Origin of the sequence: Cellulomonas soli, assembly GCF_013409305.1 — a bacterium.
Taxonomy (GTDB): domain Bacteria; phylum Actinomycetota; class Actinomycetes; order Actinomycetales; family Cellulomonadaceae; genus Cellulomonas; species Cellulomonas soli.
In genome coordinates, this window is sequence record NZ_JACBZJ010000001.1 from 1,429,789 (window position 1) to 1,447,041 (window position 17,253).

At 73.4% G+C, this 17,253-nt stretch carries 18 protein-coding genes and 1 riboswitch; of the genes, 9 read left to right on the plus strand and 9 right to left on the minus strand.

Annotated elements, in window-relative coordinates; genetic code table 11:
- Positions 1–26: 26 nt before the first annotated feature.
- Complete coding sequence (locus BKA22_RS06575; protein ID WP_146952761.1) at positions 27–290, minus strand: hypothetical protein; 264 nt, start codon at positions 288–290, stop codon at positions 27–29.
- A gap of 60 nt (positions 291–350) precedes the next feature.
- On the opposite strand from BKA22_RS06575, the gene BKA22_RS06580 reads away from it, so the two are divergent.
- From BKA22_RS06580 to BKA22_RS06615, 8 genes are all read left to right on the plus strand, one after another.
- Complete coding sequence (locus tag BKA22_RS06580) at positions 351–932, plus strand: DNA-3-methyladenine glycosylase I (RefSeq protein WP_146952762.1); 582 nt, start codon at positions 351–353, stop codon at positions 930–932.
- An 85-nt stretch (positions 933–1,017) separates the two neighbouring features.
- Positions 1,018–1,242 (plus strand): hypothetical protein, encoded by a 225-nt coding sequence (locus BKA22_RS06585; RefSeq protein WP_146952763.1) that lies wholly within the window; start codon positions 1,018–1,020, stop codon positions 1,240–1,242.
- A gap of 122 nt (positions 1,243–1,364) precedes the next feature.
- Positions 1,365–1,460, plus strand: a riboswitch (SAM riboswitch).
- A gap of 49 nt (positions 1,461–1,509) precedes the next feature.
- Positions 1,510–2,475: a methylenetetrahydrofolate reductase gene (locus BKA22_RS06590; protein WP_146952764.1), complete on the plus strand. Its 966-nt coding sequence runs from the start codon at positions 1,510–1,512 to the stop codon at positions 2,473–2,475.
- Between the two features lie 32 nt (positions 2,476–2,507).
- Positions 2,508–4,844, plus strand: a complete 2,337-nt coding sequence (metE, locus tag BKA22_RS06595; protein WP_146952765.1) for a 5-methyltetrahydropteroyltriglutamate--homocysteine S-methyltransferase — start codon at positions 2,508–2,510, stop codon at positions 4,842–4,844.
- 72 nt (positions 4,845–4,916) lie between these two features.
- Positions 4,917–6,071 (plus strand): MalY/PatB family protein, encoded by a 1,155-nt coding sequence (locus BKA22_RS06600; RefSeq protein WP_146952766.1) that lies wholly within the window; start codon positions 4,917–4,919, stop codon positions 6,069–6,071.
- 32 nt (positions 6,072–6,103) lie between these two features.
- Entirely contained in the window at positions 6,104–6,298 is a 195-nt protein-coding gene (locus tag BKA22_RS06605; protein ID WP_146952767.1) for a ribbon-helix-helix domain-containing protein, read from the plus strand.
- Entirely contained in the window at positions 6,295–6,681 is a 387-nt protein-coding gene (locus BKA22_RS06610; protein ID WP_307725883.1) for a type II toxin-antitoxin system death-on-curing family toxin, read from the plus strand. Before BKA22_RS06605 ends, BKA22_RS06610 begins: the two co-directional genes overlap by 4 nt.
- An 87-nt stretch (positions 6,682–6,768) precedes the next feature.
- On the plus strand, positions 6,769–7,581 hold the full coding sequence (locus BKA22_RS06615) for a GntR family transcriptional regulator (protein WP_146952768.1): 813 nt from the start codon (positions 6,769–6,771) through the stop codon (positions 7,579–7,581).
- On the opposite strand, the gene BKA22_RS06620 is transcribed toward BKA22_RS06615, so the two are convergent.
- The 4 genes from BKA22_RS06620 to BKA22_RS06635 all read right to left on the minus strand — a co-directional run bounded on the left by BKA22_RS06620 (position 7,571) and on the right by BKA22_RS06635 (position 10,798).
- Positions 7,571–8,398, minus strand: a complete 828-nt coding sequence (locus BKA22_RS06620) for a hypothetical protein (RefSeq protein WP_146952769.1) — start codon at positions 8,396–8,398, stop codon at positions 7,571–7,573. The genes BKA22_RS06615 and BKA22_RS06620 overlap by 11 nt on opposite strands.
- A 105-nt stretch (positions 8,399–8,503) precedes the next feature.
- Positions 8,504–8,941 (minus strand): Hsp20/alpha crystallin family protein, encoded by a 438-nt coding sequence (locus BKA22_RS06625; RefSeq protein WP_146952770.1) that lies wholly within the window; start codon positions 8,939–8,941, stop codon positions 8,504–8,506.
- A gap of 157 nt (positions 8,942–9,098) precedes the next feature.
- A complete protein-coding gene (locus BKA22_RS06630; RefSeq protein WP_146952771.1) occupies positions 9,099–9,548 on the minus strand; it encodes a (deoxy)nucleoside triphosphate pyrophosphohydrolase in 450 nt (149 codons plus the stop codon).
- 80 nt (positions 9,549–9,628) lie between these two features.
- Positions 9,629–10,798, minus strand: coding sequence for a YeiH family protein (locus tag BKA22_RS06635; RefSeq protein ID WP_218866556.1), 1,170 nt, complete (start codon positions 10,796–10,798; stop codon positions 9,629–9,631).
- Positions 10,799–10,867: 69 nt separating this feature from the next.
- On the opposite strand from BKA22_RS06635, the gene BKA22_RS06640 reads away from it, so the two are divergent.
- Positions 10,868–11,782 (plus strand): LysR family transcriptional regulator, encoded by a 915-nt coding sequence (locus BKA22_RS06640; protein ID WP_146952772.1) that lies wholly within the window; start codon positions 10,868–10,870, stop codon positions 11,780–11,782.
- A 102-nt stretch (positions 11,783–11,884) separates the two neighbouring features.
- Here the strand turns inward: BKA22_RS06640 and BKA22_RS06645 are convergent, their stop codons facing one another.
- From BKA22_RS06645 to gcvP, 4 genes are all read right to left on the minus strand, one after another.
- Complete coding sequence (locus BKA22_RS06645; RefSeq protein ID WP_146952773.1) at positions 11,885–12,118, minus strand: LuxR C-terminal-related transcriptional regulator; 234 nt, start codon at positions 12,116–12,118, stop codon at positions 11,885–11,887.
- 421 nt (positions 12,119–12,539) lie between these two features.
- Complete coding sequence (gene gcvH, locus BKA22_RS06650; protein WP_146952774.1) at positions 12,540–12,914, minus strand: glycine cleavage system protein GcvH; 375 nt, start codon at positions 12,912–12,914, stop codon at positions 12,540–12,542.
- 79 nt (positions 12,915–12,993) lie between these two features.
- The gene (gcvT, locus tag BKA22_RS06655) at positions 12,994–14,148 is read right to left on the minus strand and encodes a glycine cleavage system aminomethyltransferase GcvT (protein ID WP_146952775.1); all 1,155 of its coding nucleotides are present in this window, start codon (positions 14,146–14,148) and stop codon (positions 12,994–12,996) included.
- 62 nt (positions 14,149–14,210) lie between these two features.
- Positions 14,211–17,162 (minus strand): aminomethyl-transferring glycine dehydrogenase, encoded by a 2,952-nt coding sequence (gene gcvP, locus BKA22_RS06660; RefSeq protein ID WP_223203551.1) that lies wholly within the window; start codon positions 17,160–17,162, stop codon positions 14,211–14,213.
- Positions 17,163–17,253: the final 91 nt, after the last annotated feature.

Consider the following 17,253-nt stretch of genomic DNA (forward strand, 5'->3'; position numbering starts at 1 on the left):
CGTACTCGCTTCATGGTCATGATGGTTCAGGCCGGGCTCGCTGCGCTGCTGCTGGTGGTGGTGTGGGTGAGGTCGGAGATGGCGAAGATGCCCACGGCACCGCCGGGGCCGCGGGGTTCGGCCAGGGCGTAGAGCGCCGGGTCGATGTCACCGATGGCCGCCAGGGCGGCGCTGCTGGTGCGGATCGCTCCCTTGTTCGAGCAGCCCCCTGACCAGGCCCGACGCCCCGAACCTAGAACCGTGCGCCGTCCAGGAGCCAGGAAGTCACCCGGCCGGCCCAGCGTCGCCACGCACCAGGCGTCGTCCTGTCCTGCCCGTCGCCTGTCAGTGACTCAGGGCAGGATCGGACGATGGACGTCGACCCGCACCGGACACCGCGCTGCTTCGGCGACGGCGACCCCCTCTACGAGCGCTACCACGACGAGGAGTGGGGCGTCCCCGTGCACGACGAGCACGCGCTGTACGAGCGGCTCGCGCTCGAGGGCTTCCAGTCGGGGCTCGCGTGGATCACCGTCCTGCGCAAACGAGAGTCGTTCCGGGCGGCGTTCGCCGGGTTCGACCCGGTGGTGGTCGCGGACTACGACGAGCACGACGTCGAGCGGCTCCTGGGTGACGCCGGGATCATCCGGCACCGCGGCAAGATCGAGGCGACGATCTCGAACGCCCATGCGCTCGTCGCGCTGCACGAGGCCGGTCGCACGCTCGACGAGGTGCTGTGGTCGTTCGCGCCGCCGGTCGGCGCCCGCGTGCGGCCGACGACGTGGCGGGACGTGCCGTCGGTGACGGACGGGTCGAAGGCCATGGCCAAGGAGCTGCGTCGGCTCGGCTTCCGTTTCGTCGGCCCGACGACCGCCTACGCGGCGATGCAGGCGTGCGGACTGGTGGACGACCACCTGGCGAGCTGCCCGGTGGTGCGCCCCGCCGCGGCCTGACGTCACCCGTTTGCCGCACGACTTGCGGGGTGATTGTTCCGCGCGGTTCCTGGCCGTCCACGGGCTCTCTGCTTAGAGTGCGGCCATGACCGACGTGCCCGAGCCCGCAGGCTGCCCGCCGGCCGACCGGGACGTGCAGAAGGTGCTGCGCGGCGAGTCGGTCGCCGACGCCAAGGACGTCGAGGTGCTGGCCGCGGTGCAGGACGCCCTGCTGTCGGTGCCGGCCGGCTCTCCGACCTCGTGGTTCGAGGTGCCGAAGCAGCGTCGGCCGAAGCTCGGCGGCGACCTGACGCAGCGTCGTACGAGCTGACGCACCACCGCCAGGGACGCGCCTCCCGGGCGTTGTCCTCCGGACGGACCGCTCCGCGACCCCACCTGTCTCGCATGCCGAGCCTGGTTGCCCACGATGTGATCGTCGTTCTACCATCGGCACAACCATCCAGAGCGGCCGAGAGACCTGGCTCGTCGACGCCGCAGCAACCCCCCTCATGACGAGGGTGTGGGTGCTTCCGCCAGGGTCGATGGAGTTGACGATGAACGACCCCGCAGTCTGTCGCACCCCCCGGGCCGGCCGGCGATGAGCGCCGCGACCGCCACGGCCCCCCGCGCCCTCACCGCACCGGTCGACCGCCCGACCGTCTCGTTCGAGCTCTTCCCCCCGCGCAACCCGGATGCCGCCCCCAAGCTCTGGGCGACGATCCAGGCGCTGGAGTCGGCGCGCCCCGACTTCGTCTCGGTGACGTACGGCGCGTCTGGCCGCACCCGGCAGACCACCCGCCAGCTCGTCCGGCGGCTGCTGCGCGAGACGTCGCTCAACCCGATCGCCCACCTGACCTGCGTGGACAGCTCGCGTGAGGAGACCACGACGATCGTCGAGGAGTTCCTCGACGAGGGCGTCCGCTCGTTCCTGGCGCTGCGCGGCGACCCGCCCGCCGACGCCGTCGACTGGCACCCGCACCCCCAGGGCCTGCACACCGCCGCCGACCTCGTCGAGCTGCTCCGCGAGATCGAAGGGCGGCGTTGCGCCGTCTCACCCGCGCAGGCCGTGCGCGCCACGGTGCGCCCGTTGTCGGTGGCCGTCGCCGCGTTCCCGCGCGGCAACCACGCCACGGGCGGCACGCGCGCGCAGGACGTCGCCTCGCTGCTCGCCAAGCAGCAGGCCGGCGCCGACTTCGCGATCACGCAGGTGTTCTTCGAGGCCGACGCCTACCTGGGCCTGGTGGCCGAGGCCCGCGAGGCCGGGGTCACCATCCCGATCATCCCGGGGATCATCCCGACCACCGACCCCGACCGCCTGCTGCGCGTGCAGGACCTCACCGGTGTGCCCGTGCCGCGCGCCCTGCTCGACGTGCTCGGTGGCGCGGACGACGAGACCGAGCGACACCGCCGCGGCATCCGCGCGTGCGTGGACCTGGTCAACGGCGTGCTCGACGGCGGCGCCCCCGGCGTGCACGTCTACACGTTCAACCAGCACCGCGCCGCACTCGACCTGCTCGAAGGAGCCCACCTGGGCGGCTCCGGCGAGGCACGACAGCCCCTCTGACCCCCGGCAGCACTGACCGCAAGGAACACGACATGACCACCAGCACCACCCCCGTCTTCCCCGCGGGCTCCGTCCTCGGCTACCCGCGCATCGGCCCGCGCCGCGAGCTCAAGAAGGCCATCGAGGCGTTCTGGGCCGGGCGGTCCTCGGCCGACGAGGTCGAGGCCGTCGCCGCCGACCTGCGCCGCCGCACGCGCAACCGCCTGGTCGAGCTGGGCCTGCCGAAGGACTCCCCCGCCATCCCGTCGGCGTTCTCGTTCTACGACCACGTGCTCGACGCGACCGCCGTCGTCGGTGCGGTGCCCGCCCGGTTCGCCGACCTGGTCGACGCGCAGGGCCGCCTGGACCTCGCCGGGTACTCCACGGTCGCGCGTGGCCGCGGGGACGACCTGCCGCTCGAGATGACCAAGTGGTTCGACACGAACTACCACTACCTGGTCCCCGAGATCGGCCCGGAGACGGCGTTCCGCTACGCGAGCACCCGCCCGGTCGCCGAGTTCACCGAGGCGCTGTCCGAGGGTGTGCTGACCCGCCCCGTGATCGTCGGCCCCGTGACCTACCTGGCGCTGGCCAAGGCCACCGACGGCGCCGGCGAGGGCTTCCTGCCCATCGACCGGCTCGCCGACATCCTCCCCGTGTACGTCGCGCTGCTGCGCGACCTGGCCGCCGCGGGCGCCACCTGGGTGCAGCTCGAGGAGCCCGCGCTGGTCTCCGACTCGATCGACGTGCCCGCCGACCGCCTGCTCGCCGCGGTGACCGAGGCCTACCGCGTGCTGGCCACCGAGCTGACCGCGCCCGAGCGCCCGGCGATCTTCGTCGCCGCTCCGTACGGCGACCTCGGCGCGGCGCTGCCCGTGCTCGCCGCGACCGACGTCGAGGCGATCGGCATCGACCTGGTCCGCGGCGACGTCCCCACGGCCGCCGTGCCCGGCCTGGAGACGAAGACCCTGGTCGCCGGGGTGATCGACGGCCACAACATCTGGCGTGCCGACCTCGACGCCAAGCTGGCGATCCTCGAGCAGCTGGAGAACCTGGGTGCGGCCGCCGTCGCGGTCGGCACGTCCACGTCGCTGTTCCACGTGCCGCACGACACCGCCGACGAGCCGCAGCTCGACCCGACGCTCGTGTCCTGGCTGGCGTTCGCCGACCAGAAGGTCACCGAAGTCGTCACGCTCGCCGAGGGCCTCACCGAGGGCCGCGAGGCGATCCACGAGCAGCTGCTCGCCGCCTCCGACGCCGTCCGTACGCGCGCCACCGCCCCCGGCGTCGTGCGCCCCGAGGTCCGTGACCGCGTCGCCGCACTCGACGAGGACGCGTTCCACCGCGGCGAGTTCGCCGCCCGCAAGGCCGCGCAGGCCGCGCGCCTGAACCTGCCGCCGCTGCCCACGACGACCATCGGCTCGTTCCCGCAGACCCCGGAGATCCGCAAGGCCCGCGCCGCGTTCGGCAAGGGCGAGCTGACCGCCGAGCAGTACGAGGACGAGATGAAGGCGGAGATCCGCCGCGTCGTCGAGCTGCAGGAGAAGATCGGCATCGACGTCCTCGTGCACGGCGAGCCCGAGCGCAACGACATGGTCCAGTACTTCGCGGAGAACCTCGACGGGTTCGCCGTCACCGCCAACGGCTGGGTGCAGTCCTACGGCTCGCGCTGCACGCGTCCGTCGATCCTGTGGGGCGACGTGTCCCGCCCTGCACCCATCACGGTCGCCTGGTCGGAGTACACGCAGTCGCTCACGCAGAAGCCGGTCAAGGGCATGCTCACCGGCCCGGTGACGATCCTCGCGTGGTCGTTCGTGCGCGACGACCAGCCGCTCGGCGCGACCGCCAACCAGGTCGCCCTGGCCCTGCGCGACGAGATCGCCGACCTCGAGGACGCCGGCATCGCCATCGTGCAGGTCGACGAGCCCGCCCTGCGCGAGCTGCTCCCCCTGCGCGAGGCCGACCAGGCCGCCTACCTCGACTGGTCGGTGCGCTCGTTCCGCCTGTCGACCGCCGGGGTCCGTGAGGACACGCAGATCCACACGCACCTGTGCTACTCCGAGTTCGGCGAGATCATCGACGCGATCGACGGTCTCGACGCCGACGTCACCTCGATCGAGGCCGCCCGCTCGAAGATGGAGATCCTCGGCGACATCCACGCCGCCGGCTACCCGCGTGCCGTCGGCCCGGGCGTCTACGACATCCACTCCCCGCGGGTGCCGTCCGAGACCGAGATCACCGAGCTGCTCACCGCGGCCGTCAAGGCGATCGACGTCGACCAGCTCTGGGTCAACCCCGACTGCGGCCTGAAGACCCGCCGCTACGAGGAGGTCACCCCGTCCCTGGAGCGCATCCAGGCGGCGACCCTGGCGGTCCGCGCGACGCTCTGACGCGCACCCGCCCACGACCCGGCGCGCCGCCACCCGAGCAGGGGTGGCGGCGCGTCGTCGTACTGTCGGCACGTGATCGTCGCCCCTGTGCCGAACCCTCTCGACGCGCTCGACCTGGCCACGCTGCGCACCCGCACCTCGGTGAAGTGGCGTGAGTACCCGCCGGACGTGCTGCCCGCCTGGGTCGCCGAGATGGACGTGACCCCGCCGCAGCAGGTGATCGAGGCCGTCACCGCGGCGCTCGTCGCCGGCGACACCGGCTACCCGCACGGCACGGCCACCGCCGAGGCCTTCGCCGGGTTCGCCGCCGACCGGTGGGACTGGAGCGTCGACGTGCCCGCCGTGCGCCCCGTGCCGGACGTGATGGTCGGCGCCACCGAGGTCCTGCGGCTGCACCTGCGGGCCGGCGACACGGTGGTCATCAGCCCGCCCGTGTACCCGCCGTTCACCGCGTTCGGCCGTGCCGCCGGGTTCCTCGTCGAGGCCGCGCACCTCGGCCCCGACGGGCGGCTCGACCTCGTCGCGCTCGACGCCGCGTTCACCCGCGCCCGCAGCGGCGGGCGACGCGCCGCATACCTGCTGTGCAACCCGCACAACCCCACGGGCACGGCGCCCACGCGCGAGGAGCTCGCCGCCCTCGGCGACCTCACTCGCGCGCACGGCGTCCGCATCGTCTCCGACGAGATCCACGGACCCCTCACCCGCCCCGGCACCGGCTACGTCCCCGCCGTGACCGTCGTCCCCGACGCCATCGCCCTCGTGTCGGCCTCCAAGGCGTTCAACCTCGCCGGCCTCAAAGCCGCTCTCGCCGTCCCCGGCCCCGACGCCGTCGACGACCTCGCCCGCCTGCCCGAGACGGTCGGCGACGGGGTCAGCCATCTGGCCCTTGTCGCCCAGACGGCCGCCCTCCGGCACGGCGGCCCGTGGCTCGACGCCCTGCGCGACGGCATCGAGCGCAACAAGCGCGCGTTCGCCGCCGACCTCGCCGACCGCGTCCCCGACGCCCGTTGGCAGCCGACCGAGGCCACCTACTTCGCGTGGGTCGACCTGCGCGACGCCGGCCTGGGTGACGACCCGGCGCACGCCCTGCTGCACCGCGGCCGGCTCGCGGTGAACCCTGGCCGCACGTTCGACGACGCCAGCCCGACGCACGTGCGCATCAACCTGGCGACGAACCGGGACGTCCTGCGCGAGATCGTCAACCGGATCGTCGCCTCTCGCACCTGACACCACCTGGTAGCAATCGGTAGCATCGCGAGATGGCTACCACGCTGCGCCTGCCGCCCGAGCTGCAGGCACGCCTCAAGGAGACCGCTGCACGCGAGCACCGGTCTGAGCACGCGGTGATCGTCGAGGCGATCGAGCGCTACACCGCGGACCGCGACCGACGGCGTGACATCGCCCTCGCCCGCGTCCTCGAGCGGGACCAGGCGATCCTGGACGCCCTCGCGTGAACCTGACGTACCTCGAGCTGCACGACCTGCTGCTCTTCGGTCGCGCGTTCCTGGGCCACGACCCCGAGGTGCGCGACTTCGGACTGCTCGAAGCCGCGCTCGCCCGGCCGCGAGCCACCGTCTTCGGCGACGACGCGTACCCACGCCTCGAGGAGAAGGGCGCAGCGCTGCTCCTGTCACTCGTCGGCAACCACGCGCTCATCGACGGCAACAAACGCCTCGGGTGGGTCTCGACCCTGGTGTTCCTCGAGCTCAACGGCATCGTCGTCGAGGCGCCGCCTGCCGAGGCCGTCGCACTCGTGCTCGCGGTGGCCGCCGGTGAGGTCGCCGACGTCGCGACGGTCGCGGCGCTCCTGCGCGGGTGGGGCCGCCCGCTCGGCTGACGGCAGGTTCACCGCGGGGAAACACCGGGGTCGTACGGTGACGCTCCCTGACGGGACCCGACCCGGGCGTGGCGGAGGTGAGCTGTCGTGACGAGCGTGGACGCCCTGACCGAGCGGTTGCGCGCCGTGGTCGCCGAGCATGCCGCGGACGGCGTCGAGAAGCTGCCGTCGGAACGTGAGCTGGCCGCGCGTCTGGGGGTGTCCCGGGGCACGCTGCGGCTCGGGATCGCCCGGCTGGAGCACGAGGGCCTGGTGTTCCGCTCGCTCGGGCGCACGGGTGGTACCCACCTGCGCCGGGTCGCGGAGGCCGCGCCGATCCACGCACCCCTCTTCGACCTGCGCACCGACCGGCTCGTGCGGGACCTCGACCACGAACCCGGTGAACCACGGCTGGTGGGCGAGGACGGCCTGGTCGTCCGCACCCAGGTGCTGGCAGCCGGCGTCGAGCTCCCCGGGGCCACGGTCGCCGGGCTGCTCGGGATCGGGCCGACGGCGCCCGTGGTGTCGCTGCTGCGGCTCCGCTCGACGGGCGGGTCGCCCTGGTCGTTGGAGCGGATGTACCTGTCGGCCGCACGCTTCCCGGACCTGCTCGACGACGACCTCGTCGACGGCGGCAGCGACCTCGACGCTCTCGCGTCGGTGCACGCGACGCTCGAGCGCCGCTACGGCGTGCGCCCGGACCGGTTCGAGGAGCACCTCGACGTCACCACGGCGGACGCACGGGTCTCGGGCCTGCTCGGCGTGCGCGCGGGTTCACCGCTGTACGCGCTGCGCCGGGTCTCCTGGGACGCGGACGGTGTCGCCATCGAGACGTCGGTCGACCTGTTCCGCACGGACCGCACGCAGCTGAGGTTCGGCGCCACACGTGCGCCGTCCCCGGCCGCGACGCTCACCGGGTAGCGTCCGCACCCGGCCGGGGTGGCATCGGGAACCGCACACCGGAACCCCAACCGACCTCCCACCCGAGGCTCTCCTCGAACCAGTCGGCGAAGGCGACGGGCAGCCGGTTCTGCTGCTCGACGAGCCCGAGGAGCTCCGCGAACCACCCGGCGTAGGCCCAGTCGCGCTCGGGGCGGGCCAGGTGCGGGCGCGCCGCGAGGACGGCGTCGGCCACCTGGTCGGGGCTGGTCGCCGCCGTGACGGCGATGCCGGCGAAGTCGGCGCCGTCTCCGGTGGTGTAGTCGAGGGTGGCTCTCCTGTCCTGCGGGAACCCGGCCCCGCTCTCCCCGAGGTTGGTCGCGTGCGTCAGGTTGAGCCGCCAGTACATGCCGGACGGACTCATGCCCGGCATGATGCGCACCTGCTGGTGCCCGCGCCGGTGCAGCGCGGCGACGCCCTGCAGGATGCGCAGCGGCACGACCAGGGGGCCGTCGAGCTCCTGCGGCGGCCCGAACGGACGCGCGGTGTACAGGTAGAAGCCAGGCACGACCCGTGGCGGCGTGCCGAACGCGACCTGGCACTGGATGCCGCGGCGACTGGGCACCACCCACAACCGGGTGCCCGCGTCGGTGTCGGCGAGAAACTCCTCGACACCGGCTCGTGACGTGTCGCCGGCGAGCAGGCACTCGACGCCGCCGATCGTGACGCTCACGTAGCCGCTGCGGGAGTCCGTCCCGCCGGAGACGGTCGGTTCGCCGGTCGAGGCGAGCCAGTCGCGGAGCAGCAGGCGGAGCTCGGCCAGGTTCGCGCAGCGATGACCTCGGGAGATGGGGGGCACCGCGCCATGATCGCGCGTGCCGGACCCTGCGGACGCATGGCTCACCGGGTAGGACGACGCCCCCGTGTTCGCTCCCCGGGGGCGTCGTCCTGCTGCGTGCGGCGGTCAGGCCTTCGCGTGCGTGGCCTCGATCGTCGCGGCGTGCTCGCCGTGCTGCACCTCGATGCGTCGCGGCTTGGCCTCCTCGGCCACCGGGATCGTCAGCGTGAGCACGCCGTCGGTGTACGTGGCGGCCATGGCGTCGAGCGCGAGACCGCGGCCGACGGTGAACTGCCGGGCGTAGGTGCCGGACGGGCGCTCCTTGGCGAGCCACTGCACGTCCTGCTCGGTGCGCGGCGTGCGCTGCGCACGGATGGTCAGCGTGCGGTCCTCCACGTTGACGTCGATCGTGCCGGGGTCCACGCCCGGCAGGTCGACGTTGAGCACGTAGTGGTCACCGGAGCGGAACAGGTCCATCGGCATGATGGCCGATGCGCGGTCCGACGCGAGCATCTGGCCGAACAGCCGGTCCATCTCCTGGAACGGGTCGTAACGGGTAGCCATGTGCCTCACCTCCTCGACAGCAGGCTCCGGACCTCCCGGAGCCGTGGCATCGCCGGTGGCTCCTTGCCACCAGGTGGCTACGGCTTCCGTTTTAGCACTCTCCACCGGAGAGTGCCAGCCTCGAGACGGCCGTTCTCCTACGGAGAACGGACCTGTGTCAGACCGATCGGTCCTCGCTGGTCACGGCCTCGCCCGCGGTCGATGCGACGAGCGCGTCGACGATCCGCACGTCCGCGTCGAGCCACGGCACGTCCGCCCACTGGCCCACCGGGAGCCAGCGGATCTCGTCGTGCTCGACGAGCGGCTCGGGCGTCCCGCTGACGATCTCCGCGAGCCACAGCCGCATCACGTAGGCGTCGGAGATCCGCCAGGCACCGTCGTCCGGCCCGACCAGCTCGGCCCCCAGGCCGACCCGCACGCCCAGCTCCTCGCGCAGCTCGCGGTGCAACGCCTGCTCCGGGGACTCCCCCGCGTCGACCTTGCCGCCCGGGAACTCCCACCGGCCGGCGAGGCTGGCCGGGGTGGCCCGCCTGGCGGCGAGCAGCTCACGGGGGTCGTCGAGGTCGTCGACGATCGCGGCTGCGACGACGAGCACGGGGGAAGCCATGGCCGGAGTCTGCCAGCAGCACGTGACGCGCACGTCGCGAGCAGGCGTCCGCCGTGTCACAGGAACGACCCGGCAACCGCTCAGGCCGCGCCGTCGCCGATCAGCAGCAGGCCGACCAGACCCGTACCGGTGACCAGGAGGGTCGCGATCGCGCCGAGCAGCAGCGGGCGTCCGCCACCGCGCACGAGCCGCCCGATCCGCACCTGCGTGCCGAGAGCCGCGAGCGAGGCGGTGAGCGCGACGGTCGTGGCGACGTCGGCCGCGCCGAGCACGGCGGCGGGCAGCACCCCGGTGCTGCGGACGCCGACGAGCACGACGAACGCCACGACGAACGGCGGCACCCAGGCCGGACGCCGCCCGACGGCGACGGGTGCGCCGCGCCGCCGGACCGCGCCCGCACCGGCGACGAGCGGGGCGAGGAGCACGACGCGGGCCAGCTTGGCGACGACGGCGACGGTCAGGGCTGCGGCCGACACGGTCGCTCCCGCGGCGACGACCTGCGCGACCTCGTGCACGGAGATGCCGATCCACAGCCCGGCCGTCCGGTCGGGCAGCGCGAGCACGTGCGCGAGGAGGGGCAGGGCGACGAGGGCCAGGCTGCCGTACAGGGTCACGAGCGCGACGGCCAGCGCCACGTCGTCGTCCACACGCGAGCCGGCCGCTTCCGGTGCGGAGCCGTCGGGGGCCACGGCACCCGTGGGCCCGCGACCTCCGCGCAGCACCGTGCTCATCCCGGCGACCGCGGCGGCGCCGCAGATCGAGAAGCCGGTGGCCACGAGCAGCCGCAGGTCCCTCGGCACGCGCAGCAGGTGGCCGGCGCCCAGCGTCCCGCCGAACGTCACGGCCACCGTCACGACGAGCACGCCGAGCTCGGCCGGTCCGACCGTCCCGAGGTCGGCGAGCGAGAGCCGCAGACCGAGGACGGCGACCGCGAGGCGCAGCAGACGGCTCGAGCACCACCGCAGCGCATTGTCGGCCGCGGCCGGCACGAGCCCGACCGACCGGACCAGAATCCCGAGCCCGAGGGCGACGAGGAGCGTCGGTGCCCCGGGTGCGGCGACGCCGACCACCCGCGCCGCGACCCCCACCAGCAGCACGACGACGAGTACGACGACGGCCGTGACACGTGCGCGGGCCGGGCGGACGGACGGCGACGAGGCGGGCCCACCGGTCGCGTCCGCGGGCGTGCCCTGGGAGTCGGGACCACGCCGGGCGGCGGGGCCGCCGGGGCGGACGGTGGTGCTGGTCACGAGACCAGGCTGCCGGGGCGCGAGGCCGGGCGGAACGGCGCATCACCTGCAGGGGTCTAGCCTTCGACTATGCCCCCCGGACCGCTCGAACGCGCACCCCTCGCGGCCCTCGAGGTGTTCGTCGCGGTCGGCGACCACGGCTCGCTGTCAGCAGCCGCACGCGCCCTGGGTGTCGCGCAGCCCTCGGCCAGCGCGGCCCTGCGTCGGCTCGAACGGCGCACGGGCGTCGCGCTGGTCACCCGGGCGCCGTCGGGCACGACCCTCACGGACGAGGGCCGCCGGCTCCTGGTGCGCGCCGCTGCGGTGCTGCGGGCCTCCGACGACTTCGAGGCGGCCGCGTCCGCAGAACGCTCGCAGCACGCCGGGCACCTCGTGGTGGCCGCGAGCATGACCATCGCCGAGCACCTGGCGCCCCGGTGGATCGCCGAGCGCACGCCCGGTCAGGCCGCCGTCGAGCTGCTCGTCGCGAACTCGCGTGACGTCGCCCGCGCCGTGCTCACCGGTGAGGCCGCGCTGGGGTTCGTCGAAGGGCCCGACGTCGACGACGCGCTGGCGTCCCGGGTCGTCGGGACCGACGAGCTCGTGGTCGTCGTCGCACCCGAGCATCCGTGGGCGCGGCGCCGACGGCCGGTCGGTGCGCTCGAGCTGTCCGGGACCGCGCTGGCCGTACGGGAGCTCGGGTCGGGTACACGGTCCACGCTCGAACGCGCCCTGGCGGCGGCCGGGGCGCCGGCACCGCGCGACATCGCGCAGCTGGGATCGACCGTCGCGGTGAAGAACCTGGTGCGGGCGGGACGGCACGCGGCCGTGCTCTCGCGGCACGCCGTGCACGAGGAGATCGCGCACGCACAGCTCGTCGCCGTGGAGGTCGACGGGATCGACCTGCGGCGCGAGCTGCGCATGGTGTGGTCACGAGGCCGGCAGGTGCCGGCTGCGGTCGAGGAGTTCGCCCGGGTGGCCCTGCGGGGGCTCACGGACGACTGAACGTCATCGTCGCCGAACAGTCGCCCGACAACCGCCGGACGCTCGCCGCTCATCTGCCGGTCGACGACTCTTCGTCGACCGGCGTCGTGCGGACGGACGCGGTCAGCGGATGCCGTGGGCCTCGGCCCAGGCGACCGCCTCGGCGCGCGTGGAGACGCCGATCTTGCGGTAGACGCTACGAACCTGGGACTTGACGGTGTTGCGCGTGACGAAGAGTCGCGTCGCGATCTCCTCGAGGGTCACGTCCTCGGTCAGCTCCGCCAGCACGACCCGTTCGCGACGGGTGAGACCCTCGTCGAGGGTGCGGATGGTCCTGGTCGTCTCCAGCATGCTCATGGTCTGTCCTCCGGGTGTCCTGCACGGCCGCCGAATGAAACAGACGCCCGCCGTGGGATGCGTACCGGATGAGAGGGGCGGATCCGCGGTCTATGACGCGGTTTCCGTGAACTTCTCGGGCACGTTCCCTTGGCGCTGTTCCTGCCGTACGTCCCACAATGAGGGAGCGGGAGGTTTCCAGATACGTGGCGACGATCTCACGCGGACCTTTCACCCGTTCGGGCGAGGGAAACCGCCTAGAAATGTCACGGTGAGATAACGTCCAGGACTCGACTGTGTCACGACATTGGTCGACCGGCCAGATCCGGGCGTGTCGCGTGCCACGACCGCCGCGGTCTGGTCCATCATTCGCCCTCCGACGTGGATTGCGAACGTCCTCCCGATCTGTCCGAACCTGCAGGCCACCCGCCCGAGGGACGACTCAGCCCGCTGTCTGGGCCGCGTACTCCTCCGCCGTGAGCAGCGGACCGGTCGAGGAGACCTCCACCTTGAGCAGCCATCCGGCGCCGAACGGGTCGGAGTTCACCACCGAGGGGTCGTCGACCGCGTCCTGGTTGATCTCCGTGACGGTCCCGGAGACCGGGGAGAAGAGCTCCGAGACCGACTTGGTCGACTCGATCTCCCCGACGACCGCACCGGCGACGATCTCCTCGCCGACCTTCGGCAGCTCGAGATAGACGATGTCGCCGAGCGCGTCGGCGGCCACGGCGGTGATCCCGATGGTCGACGGGCTGCCGTCCTTCAGCCATTCGTGCTCGACGGTGTAGTGCAGGTCGGCGGGAAGGTCGGTGCTCATGGGTGCTCCTGGGGTCTCGAGGCGGGTTCGGCAGGGGACGGCGGGACGAGGTGCGCGACGGCGAGAGGCAGCAGCCCGGTCACCGAGGACGACGGTAGAAGGGAAGGGCCACCACGCGCACGGGCTCGCGCCGACCACGCACGTCCACGGCCAGCTCGGTGCCCTCGGCCGACAGCTCCGGGGTCACGTAGGCCATCGCGATCGGGTGCCCGAGCGTGGGTGACGGCGCGCCGGAGGTGACCGTGCCCACCGTCGGGGCGTCCGGCTCGGTCGACGCGACGAGGTCGTACCCGTGGCGGGCCGCTCGACGGCCGAGCCCGACGAGCCCGACGAGGGTGCGCGCACCCGACGCGTGCGCTCGCGCCTCGAGCGCGGCACGACCGACGAAGGGCAGCGGCGAACCGTCGGCGGCGACCTTGTCGAGCTTCACGACCCGGCCCAGACCGGCGTCGTGCGGCGTGGTGGTGCGGTCCAGCTCGTTGCCGTAGAGCGGCATCCCGGCCTCGAGCCGCAGGCTGTCCCGCGCCGAGAGACCCGCGGGGACGAGCCCGAGCGGCTCGCCGGCCGCCAGCAGCGCACGCCACAGGGCCGGCGCCTCGGCGGCGGGCACGAACAGCTCGAAGCCGTCCTCACCCGTGTAGCCGGTGCGGGCGACCAGAGCGGCGTGGCCGTCCACCGTGGCCTCGGCGGCGGCGTAGTAGGGCATCGAGCGGACGGTCTCGACGTCGGCGGCGGCGGTCAGACCCGTGAGGATCTCCTCGGCGCGCGGGCCCTGCACGGCGACCAACGCCGTGGTGAGCGACTCGTCGGTCAGCGTCGCGTCGAACCCGGCGAGCCGCTCGAGGAGCGCCTCGCGCACGACATGGACGTTCGAGGCATTGGCCACGATCAGGAAGCGCTCGGGGCCACGGCGGTAGACGACCAGGTCGTCGATGACGCCACCGTCCTCGGCGCAGATCATCGTGTAGCGAGCGCGGCCGAGCGTCACGGCGGAGAGGTTCCCGACGAGCGCGGCGTCCAGACCGGCCGCTGCCTCAGGCCCGGTGATCCACAGCTCGCCCATGTGCGACAGGTCGAACAGGCCGGCGGCCGCGCGGACCGCCTGGTGCTCGGCGATGTCCGAGGAGTAGCGCAGCGGCATCTGCCAGCCGGCGAACGAGGTCAGCGCGGCGCCCAGGGCGACGTGCTCGTCGTGCAGCGGGGAGAGCACGTCCTGCTCGGGGTTCTGCGTCATGTCGGTCTCCTGGACTTCAGCGTCGGGGGCGGCGGCGGGTTCGGGCGTGGGCGTGGGCGTGGTCACTCGGCGTACGCCTCGACGGGCGGGCACGAGCAGACCAGGTGGCGGTCGCCGCGGGCGCCGTCGATGCGGCGCACCGGCGGCCAGTACTTGCCGGCGCGCAGCGCGGGCACCGGGAACGCCGCGAGCTCGCGCGGGTACGCGTGCTCCCACGTGTCGGCCGTGACCGAGGCGGCGGTGTGCGGGGCGTGCCGCAGCGGGGAGTCCTCGACGGCCCAGCGGCCGGCGGCGACGTCGTCGATCTCGGCGCGGATCGCCAGCATGGCCTCGACGAACCGGTCCAGCTCGGCCAGGTCCTCCGACTCGGTCGGTTCGACCATGAGCGTGCCGGCCACGGGGAACGACAGCGTGGGCGCGTGGAATCCGTAGTCCTGTAGCCGCTTGGCGACGTCCTCGGCGGTCACACCGGTCTGCTTGGTGAGCTCGCGCAGGTCGAGGATGCACTCGTGGGCGACCAGCCCGCCGGGGCCCGCGTAGAGCACCGGGTAGGCGTCGCGCAGGCGGGTGGCCAGGTAGTTCGCGGCGAGCACGGCAACCTCGGTCGCACGGCGCAGGCCGTCGCCACCCATCAGGGCCACGTACGCCCACGAGATCGGCAGGATGCCGGCCGAGCCCCAGGGTGCCGCGGAGACGGGTGCGACGACGCCTGCGCCCAGCTCGCCCGGGGTGGGGTTGCCCGGCAGGTAGGGCACGAGGTGCGCGGCGACCGCGACCGGGCCGACACCGGGACCGCCGCCGCCGTGCGGGATGCAGAACGTCTTGTGCAGGTTCAGGTGGCTGACGTCGCCGCCGATCTCGCCCGGACGGGCCAGTCCGACGAGGGCGTTGAGGTTCGCGCCGTCGATGTACACCTGCCCGCCCGCCTCGTGTACAAGGTCGGCGACCGTGCGGACGCCCTCCTCGTAGACGCCGTGCGTCGAGGGGTACGTGATCATGATCGCGGCCACCTGCGGGCCGTGCTGCGCGAGCTTGGCGCGCAGGTCGTCGAGGTCCACCGACCCGTCGGCGGCCGTCGCCACGACGACGACGCGCATCCCGGCCAGAGCCGCCGACGCCGCGTTCGTGCCGTGCGCGGAGGCCGGGATCAGGCACACGTCGCGCACCGGGGCGCCGTCCGCGTGATGGGCCGCGTGGTAGCCACGGATCGCCAGCAGACCGGCCAGCTCACCCTGGGAACCGGCGTTCGGCTGCACCGACACCGCGGCGTAGCCGGTGATCTCCGCGAGCCAGTCCTGCAGCTGCGTGACCAGCTCGGCGTACCCGAGCGTCTGGTCGGTCGGGGCGTACGGGTGGATCGAGGCGAACTCCGGCCAGGAGATCGGCTCCATCTCGGCCGTCGCGTTGAGCTTCATCGTGCACGAGCCCAGCGGGATCATCGTGCGGTCCAGCGCCAGGTCCTTGTCGGACAGGCGGCGCAGGTAGCGCAGCATCGCCGTCTCGGAGCGGTGCAGGTGGAACACGGGGTGGGTGAGGTAGGCCGTGCTCCGGCGCAGACCGTCGGGCACATCCATGGGCCGGGGGCCGACGAACCCGACGCGGTGGCTTCCGTCCTCGTCGCGCGGCAGCGTCGTGGCGCCGGCGTCGGCGAAGGCGAGGACGACGGCCATCAGGTCGTCGGGGCCGGTCGTCTCGTCGCAGGCGACCTGCACGTGGTCGCCGTCCGGCGCCCACACGTTCACTCCGCGGGCCGCGGCGGCTGCGACCACCGCGCCAGCGCGCCCGGGAACCGACGCGCGAACCGTGTCGAAGACCTGCTCGTGTGCGACCTCGACACCCGAGGTGGTCAGCACCTGCGCGAGCCGCACGGCGTTGCCGTGCACCCGCTCCGCGATCGCCCGCAGCCCGTCGGGCCCGTGGTAGACCGCGTACATCGACGCCACGATCGCCAGCAGCGCCTGCGCGGTGCAGATGTTGCTCGTCGCCTTCTCGCGACGGATGTGCTGCTCACGCGTCTGCAGCGCGAGCCGGTACGCCGCCGCGCCGTCGGCGTCGACCGACACCCCGACGAGCCGCCCCGGCAGCATCCGCTCCAGACCCGGGCGCACGGCCATGAACGCCGCGTGCGGACCGCCACCGAACAGCGGCACGCCGAACCGCTGCGCCGAGCCGACCGACACGTCCGCGCCGAGCTCACCCGGCGTCCGCAGCAGGGTCAGTGCGAGCAGGTCGGCCGCGACCGTCACCAGCGCACCGCGCTCCTTGGCCGCCGCGACGAGCGGTCCCAGGTCGCGCACGACCCCCGAGGCGCCGACCTGCTGCAGCACGACGCCGACCAGCGCGCCCTCGACCTCGGGCAACCCGTCGGTCAGGTCCGCGACGACGACCGGCAGGCCGATCGCCTCGGCCCGACCGAGCGTGACCTCGCGCGACTGGCCGAACAGCTCGGCGTCGAGCACCACCGTGCCGGCCTTCGCCTTCGACGCGCGCCACATGAGGGCGACGGCCTCCGCGACGGCCGTCGCCTCGTCGAGCAGGGACGCGTTGGCGATCTCCAGGCCGGTCAGGTCCGCGACCATCGTCTGGAAGTTGAGCAGCGCCTCGAGCCGACCCTGGGAGATCTCCGGCTGGTAGGGCGTGTACGCGGTGTACCAGGCGGGCGACTCGAGCACGTTGCGGCGGATGACCGCGGGGGTCACGGTGTCGGAGTACCCCTGGCCGATCATCGAGGTCATCACCCGGTTGCGGCCCGCGATCGCGCGCAGGTCAGCCAGGACCTGCTCCTCGGAGCGTGCCGGGGGCAGGTCGAGCGGGCGGTCGGTGCGGATCGCCGCAGGGACGGCGGCGTCAACCAGCGCGTCCAGGTCGTCGTACCCGACGACCGCGAGCATGCGGTCCGTCTCGGTGCCCCGCGGACCGATGTGCCGGTCGGAGAAATCGACGGCAGCCGGCGACTCGGCAGGCGCTGCGGGGCGCACGGGGAGCGCAGGGGAGGTCAGGTCGAGCTCGGTCACGGGCTGCTCCACAGGGGTTCGCCCGGCGCACGCCGGGACGGCAAGGTGGGCTCCCCGCTCTGTCATCCGCGCGCCCGGGGGTACGCGACCT

Bases quoted from the DNA above. Each gene is read 5' to 3' on its own strand.
- BKA22_RS06630 (WP_146952771.1), bottom strand. From the start codon at position 9,548: ATGGCTTCCCCCGTGCTCGTCGTCGCAGCCGCGATCGTCGACGACCTC.
- BKA22_RS06605 (WP_146952767.1), top strand. From the start codon at position 6,104: ATGGCTACCACGCTGCGCCTGCCGCCCGAGCTGCAGGCACGCCTCAAG.
- BKA22_RS06590 (WP_146952764.1), top strand. From the start codon at position 1,510: ATGAGCGCCGCGACCGCCACGGCCCCCCGCGCCCTCACCGCACCGGTC.
- BKA22_RS06640 (WP_146952772.1), top strand. From the start codon at position 10,868: ATGCCCCCCGGACCGCTCGAACGCGCACCCCTCGCGGCCCTCGAGGTG.
- gcvH (WP_146952774.1), bottom strand. From the start codon at position 12,914: ATGAGCACCGACCTTCCCGCCGACCTGCACTACACCGTCGAGCACGAA.
- BKA22_RS06645 (WP_146952773.1), bottom strand. From the start codon at position 12,118: ATGAGCATGCTGGAGACGACCAGGACCATCCGCACCCTCGACGAGGGT.
- metE (WP_146952765.1), top strand. From the start codon at position 2,508: ATGACCACCAGCACCACCCCCGTCTTCCCCGCGGGCTCCGTCCTCGGC.
- gcvT (WP_146952775.1), bottom strand. From the start codon at position 14,148: ATGACGCAGAACCCCGAGCAGGACGTGCTCTCCCCGCTGCACGACGAG.
- BKA22_RS06625 (WP_146952770.1), bottom strand. From the start codon at position 8,941: ATGGCTACCCGTTACGACCCGTTCCAGGAGATGGACCGGCTGTTCGGC.
- BKA22_RS06580 (WP_146952762.1), top strand. From the start codon at position 351: ATGGACGTCGACCCGCACCGGACACCGCGCTGCTTCGGCGACGGCGAC.
- BKA22_RS06585 (WP_146952763.1), top strand. From the start codon at position 1,018: ATGACCGACGTGCCCGAGCCCGCAGGCTGCCCGCCGGCCGACCGGGAC.